The sequence below is a fragment of the uncultured Streptococcus sp. genome (assembly GCF_938036805.1).
Taxonomy (GTDB): domain Bacteria; phylum Bacillota; class Bacilli; order Lactobacillales; family Streptococcaceae; genus Streptococcus.
Genome location: NZ_CALHWC010000108.1, coordinates 1 through 5,511, shown reverse-complemented (window position 1 = coordinate 5,511; position 5,511 = coordinate 1). Strand labels below are relative to the sequence as shown.

Here is a 5,511-nt window from a genome sequence, read left to right as displayed (position 1 = left end):
CATAGCTTGGCACAAAGTTCTTTTCAGGATGGCAAGCAATCACGTCTTCTGTTTTTTCTTTACTACGGTTGTAAATGGCAACTGTATAGCCACGAGATTCAATATTTAGGGCAAGGTTACGACCCATTACGGCCATACCAACAACACCAAAGTTAGCTTTTGTCATTTTCTACTCCTATAATCTTAGTTGTTTAATCTGTTATATTTTAACATTTTTACATGGTAATGAAAAGTATTTAGCTGATAGAAATGCTTTTCTGATGGATGACAAACAAACAGCCAGGAGTTTCAACTCCCAGCTGTTTGGATATCATAGATATATTTGGTTTTATTTCTCATCAACTTCGATGACAGCTTGTTCATCTTGTTTAAGCTTGTTAACAGTCATATTGACACCAAGTGCTCCAGCTAACAGTTGACGGATATCAAAGCCTGCCCCTTGGGAAACTTGGTCAATGCTCTGCATGATGTCGCCGACCATTTTAGAAGCATTGCCTTCGCCATACATGGTGATCTTATCTACCTTGGTCAATGGCTCTGCCACCGCACGAGCGATTTCTGGCAATTTATCGACAATCATCTCCGTAATCGCAGCTTCCTGCATCTTCTTCATGGCTTCTGCTTTCTTGTCCAAACCTTGGGCTTCCGCTTCTAGTTTAAGACGAATGGCTTCCGCTTCTGCACGTCCTTTGGCTTCAATAGCTTCTGCTTCTTGCAGTTGCGCAAATTTCTCAGCCTCGGCCTGAGCCTTGCGGGCTTCCGCTTCTTTTTGTGTTTCAAAGAGTTCCGCTTCGGCCTGACGCTGACGTTCAATCAATTGCGCTTCTGCGGCCTGTTGACGGGCATATTTTTCAGCTTCGGCTTGCTTGCGGATATTGGCATCCAATTCCTGCTCACGAACTTTAACTTCCCGCTCTTTGACTTCAGCTTCTTTTTCCTGCTTCATGATGTTGGCTTCTGCGGCCACACGTTCTTGTTCACGACGCTGGATTTCAGCCTCAATCCCTTTAGCTGCGTCCGCTTTAGCTTGCGCGATATCCGCTTCCTGCTTGAGGGCAGCTTGTTTCAGTTTGAGTTCATTTTGCTTTTGAGCAATTTCCAAATCAGCTGCCACGCGCTTGTCGTTAGCCAACTTGTCCTGCTCAGCTTCAACTTCCTTACGCTCACGTTCAGCCTTAGCCTTGGCAATCAGGGCGTCTTTCTTGATCGTTTCAACATTTTCGATACCGAGATTGTCAATCACGCCACCTTCGTCAGAGAAGGATTGAACGGTAAAGGCAATGACTTCCAGACCCATCTTAGCCAAATCTGGCGCCACGTTATCTTGCACTTTAGAAGCAAATTCCTGACGGTCATTGACCATCTTGCGCAGTTCCATCTGGCCGATTACTTCACGAAGATTTCCTTCTAGTACATCTTGGACAGAGTTAGAAATATCAGTGGTATTCCAATTAAGGAAGTTTTCTGCCGCACGGTCAATCATTTCATCCGTAGTACCAATCTTCAACTTAACAGCCGCATCAGCACGAACGTTGATAAAGTCAAGTGTCGGTACAGACTCAGAAGTACGGACATCGGTAGAAAACTGCTCAATATCCAGATAAGAGCGCTGCTCTACAAAAGGAATCATGAAGCCAGCCTTACCTCTCAAATGGCGCTGCTTACGCAGACCAGTAATAACGACCACTTCATTTGGCTTAGCATTGACATACCCCTTAGCCAAAAGAATAATAAGCACGATGGCTGCAACGATTGCAAAAATCAACCAGCCTGGGATAAATAACATATCCATAGAAACTTCCTTTCTTTTTCCAGAGCAATAGACGAATGCATTGCCCAAATATATTTTTAGTTAGTATATCAAAAAATTAACAGTTTGCAAAACTTTTACTGCTACTCCTATCCAACTTCTGAAATCCCCCTCAAACAAAAAAAGATAGCTCCTCATTCATTGAGGAAACTATCCATGTTTTATTAGTCATTTCTTCCAAAGATACGAAGGATGCTGAGGAAGAGGTTGATAAAGTCAAGGTAGAGGCTCAAAGCTAGAGAAATAGCCCAGCCAAGACCTGCCTGTCCACCCGTTTGCTCATAAACGTAGCGAATTTTTTGATTATCCCAAGCAATCAACCCTGCGAAAATGACGACGCTGACGTAGCTTACAATATAGTCTATCATGTCGCTACCCAGGAAAATATTGACAAAACTTGCGATCACAATCCCAATCAGACCTGCAATCATAGCTCGGCCCATACCAGATAAATCTTTTTTAATGATGACGCCCATGGCTGCCATGACAAGGAAAACAGCCGCACTAACTGCAAATGCTTTGAAGACCACGCCTCCTGTGTACATGGCCACAATGAAACTCATGGTAAATCCGTTTAGGGCTGAGTAGCTCAAAAAAAGCGGAAGAGCAGCTGGACTATTGCGGAGGCCTCTGCTGGAAGCTGACCAAACCAAGGCCAGCTCAATGAAGATAGCTCCATAGTAAATCCAGCTATAATGGAGCAAAATCTCAACTAGAGCTGTTTGGAAGGTCGTCAGCATTAAGCCTGAAACCAGAGCAGAGATAGCAATTCCCATCCCGACAAATCCGTAGACCTTAGAATAAAAACTAGAAAGTCCACTATTTTCTTGAATAACTGTATTGTTCATAATGTCTCCTTTTTACATTTTAACTTTTCAGCATCTTTCGATGATACTTTTTACGTCCACTCAGCTTTTGCCGCCAAGGTGCCGTCGCCTCTTTGATCGCCCAATACTTATCCACCATAGTTACAACGAAGGACTCCTTGTAGCGGGGTGGTGCTAAGGTAGCACCCCACATGTGCTTGATGATAATATCTTCCTCAACTCGATTGAGCTTGGTAATCTTGCGGGCATTTCGGACTGCTAGGCGGGGATGTACCCAAGCATGACTCTTTTTAAACTTGGTTTCGCGCCAGTCATAATAAAATAGATCATGCAGAAGAGCGCCCCGTGCTGTACTGCGGGCATTCCAGCCAAATTTTTTAGCAATCTTATAACTAGTATAACTGACATTGATTGAATGTTCAAGCCGATTGGAATGAATATGATGGGTAATTCCTTTTAAGCGTTGGACGCTGGGCTTCTCAATCAAATGCCCCACATAGGCCATAAATTCATCATCTTCTCTGTAAGACATGTCATCACCTCCATTTAGTTTTATTATAGAGAGATTTCTAAAAGCTAGCTTAAAGCAAACATCAGGATGCCGGCTGCCACAGCTACGTTAAGACTTTCAGCCTGCCCCTTCATGGAAATGTGAACCAGAACATCAGCTGCATCCGTCATTTCTTGGCTGATTCCCTGACCTTCATTGCCCATGACTAAGAGGAAATCTTCATGTTTTTCGACCTTTTGATAATCCACAGAATCTTCTGATAAGGTCGAAGCCAGAATTTGCAGGTCACTTTGACGAGCTAGGGCCAGCATATCCTCTCTGCTCACGCGATAAATAGGCAGATGAAAATGGCTGCCCTGCATAGAACGCAAGGTTTTGAGATTGTAAATGTCAGCGGAGTGGCTAGAGATGAAAACTCCTTGATAACCCGCTGCATCCGCTGTTCGGATGATGGTTCCGACATTGCCAGGATCCTGCACATCTTCTAAAAAGAGATAGGCACCTTCCAGCTTTTCTGGAATAGTTTGCTCCTCAAAGGCTAATTCTGCAACGATTCCCTGAGGTGTCTTACTATCTGCCAAATCACTGAGAATCTCTGGACTGACAAAAATCGTCTGAGAAAATGCTGCCAAGCGCTCTTCGTACTCTGCCAAGGCAAAAATTCGCAAAATCCGTGCCTGACTGGCCAGAGCCTCCTCAAAAAGATGCCAGCCCTCAATCAAATACGACTCGCTACGATATTTTTTTTGATGCAGCTTTTTAGCTTTTTTTACCACATTATTGGCTTTTGAGGTTATAATATTCATAAATACATTATAACACAATCTAGCAGTTTTGAACTCATCCTCTAGACTTAGCTTCAGAGAAAATCTTATCTCCAGCAAGCAACTGCTCGCTGTGCTATGGGCTGAGAAGCAAGTTTCAAACCGCAACAAAAGGAGGTAACAATGCAAAAAGTAAGAATGATCGCGCAAGGACGAGTCCAAGGCGTCGGCTTTCGTTGGGGCGTTTACTCCCTCGCTCTGCAAATTGGCGGGATTACCGGTCGTGTCTGGAATAATGACGACGGTACAGTCGAAATTTTGGCTCAAGCTGAAAGCTCTGCCCTCATGGCCAAGTTCATTCAAGAAATCCGCAAGGGACCAACTCCTTTTTCAAAAGTCAGCTATTTAGATGTCACCATGGCCAATTTTGAGTCCTATACTGACTTTAAAATTGCAAATTAGGTCTGGAGAACTATTGTATATTTCCCTAAAAAACAGTAGAATAGATAGGTATTATTTTTTAGAAACAAAGGAAATGAACTCGTGAAAACATTTAAACGTATTTTATTCTCTGGAATGAGCTTGTCCCTCCTTCTATTATTGACAGGGTGTGTCGGACGAGACAAAGCCGGTAATCCTGCTGGACCAATTTGGGACGTGCTTGGCCATCCTATGGCAGATAGCATCCAGTTCTTTGCCAAGGATTCAGGCCTTGGTTATGGTCTAGCGATTATTATCGTTACACTCATCGTGCGGCTGATTATTTTCCCACTGGGAATCTATCAATCTTGGAAAGCTACTCTTCAGTCAGAAAAGATGAACTACTTCAAGCCCATCTTTGCCCCTATTCAAGAACGAATCAATAATGCCGAAACGCAAGAAGAAAAGCTAGCAGCCCAGCAAGAATTATTTGCTGCCCAAAGAGAAAATGGTCTGAGTATGTTTGGCGGCATCGGCTGCCTACCTCTGATTATTCAGATGCCTTTCTTCTCAGCCCTCTTCTTCGCTGCCCAATACACAAACGGCGTAGCTAGCAGTACATTCCTTGGTATCAATCTAGGAAAACCTAGTCTAGTCCTGACTCTCATTGTCGGGGTACTCTACTACATCCAATCACTTCTTTCCCTACATGGTATCGAAGATGAGACCCAAAAAGAGCAGATGAAGCGCGCTACTTATGTGAGCCCGATTATGATCGTAGTCTTCTCTTTCATGTCACCAGCAGCTGTGACCCTCTACTGGGTAGTCGGTGGTTTCATCCAAATCATCCAACAATTCATCATTAACTACTTAATGCGTCCTCGGATCAGGAAGCAAGTAGCAGAAGAATACAAAAAGAATCCTCCGAAAGCCATGAGCAATGCAGGTCGCATCAAAGATGTGACGCCAAAAGCGAGCCAAGCAATCACTCAAAACAATAAAAAGAAAAAGAATCGCAACGCTGGTAAACAACGTTCTAGATAAATAAACTATCCATGTCCCTCTGAGGTTTCCTATCTAATCTTGGAGGGATTTTTTTCTACTCGCCCTAATAATACTAAAAGAGAGGCTGGGACAAAAGTCCTAGCCTCTCAATTGTCTTTGGATTGTCGAGCAAGA

The 5,511-nt window shown here is 43.5% G+C and carries 7 protein-coding genes; 2 read left to right on the top strand and 5 right to left on the bottom strand.

What is annotated here, in order from left to right; all coding sequences use genetic code 11:
- The 5 genes from Q0191_RS04160 to Q0191_RS04140 form a co-directional block, all read right to left on the bottom strand.
- The coding region (locus tag Q0191_RS04160) for an NAD(P)-binding domain-containing protein (RefSeq protein WP_297664103.1) at positions 1 to 166 on the bottom strand (166 nt) is incomplete at its 3' end.
- A gap of 162 nt (positions 167 to 328) precedes the next feature.
- Positions 329 to 1,792, bottom strand: coding sequence for a flotillin family protein (locus Q0191_RS04155; RefSeq protein WP_223367675.1), 1,464 nt, complete (start codon positions 1,790 to 1,792; stop codon positions 329 to 331).
- A 182-nt stretch (positions 1,793 to 1,974) separates the two neighbouring features.
- The gene (locus tag Q0191_RS04150; RefSeq protein WP_297664098.1) at positions 1,975 to 2,658 is read right to left on the bottom strand and encodes a Bax inhibitor-1/YccA family protein; all 684 of its coding nucleotides are present in this window, start codon (positions 2,656 to 2,658) and stop codon (positions 1,975 to 1,977) included.
- Between the two features lie 19 nt (positions 2,659 to 2,677).
- Positions 2,678 to 3,169: an HD domain-containing protein gene (locus Q0191_RS04145; protein ID WP_297664096.1), complete on the bottom strand. Its 492-nt coding sequence runs from the start codon at positions 3,167 to 3,169 to the stop codon at positions 2,678 to 2,680.
- 44 nt (positions 3,170 to 3,213) lie between these two features.
- Positions 3,214 to 3,954, bottom strand: a complete 741-nt coding sequence (locus Q0191_RS04140) for an RNA methyltransferase (RefSeq protein ID WP_148888295.1) — start codon at positions 3,952 to 3,954, stop codon at positions 3,214 to 3,216.
- 141 nt (positions 3,955 to 4,095) lie between these two features.
- Between Q0191_RS04140 and Q0191_RS04135 the strand changes: the two genes are divergently transcribed.
- Positions 4,096 to 4,374, top strand: a complete 279-nt coding sequence (locus Q0191_RS04135) for an acylphosphatase (protein ID WP_125373777.1) — start codon at positions 4,096 to 4,098, stop codon at positions 4,372 to 4,374.
- An 81-nt stretch (positions 4,375 to 4,455) separates the two neighbouring features.
- Positions 4,456 to 5,376: a membrane protein insertase YidC gene (yidC, locus tag Q0191_RS04130; RefSeq protein WP_297664091.1), complete on the top strand. Its 921-nt coding sequence runs from the start codon at positions 4,456 to 4,458 to the stop codon at positions 5,374 to 5,376.
- Positions 5,377 to 5,511: the final 135 nt, after the last annotated feature.

Coding starts and splice junctions, on each gene's coding strand:
- Q0191_RS04155 (WP_223367675.1), bottom strand. CDS start 1,792: ATGGATATGTTATTTATCCCAGGCTGGTTGATTTTTGCAATCGTTGCA.
- Q0191_RS04150 (WP_297664098.1), bottom strand. CDS start 2,658: ATGAACAATACAGTTATTCAAGAAAATAGTGGACTTTCTAGTTTTTAT.
- Q0191_RS04145 (WP_297664096.1), bottom strand. CDS start 3,169: ATGTCTTACAGAGAAGATGATGAATTTATGGCCTATGTGGGGCATTTG.
- Q0191_RS04140 (WP_148888295.1), bottom strand. CDS start 3,954: ATGAATATTATAACCTCAAAAGCCAATAATGTGGTAAAAAAAGCTAAA.
- Q0191_RS04135 (WP_125373777.1), top strand. CDS start 4,096: ATGCAAAAAGTAAGAATGATCGCGCAAGGACGAGTCCAAGGCGTCGGC.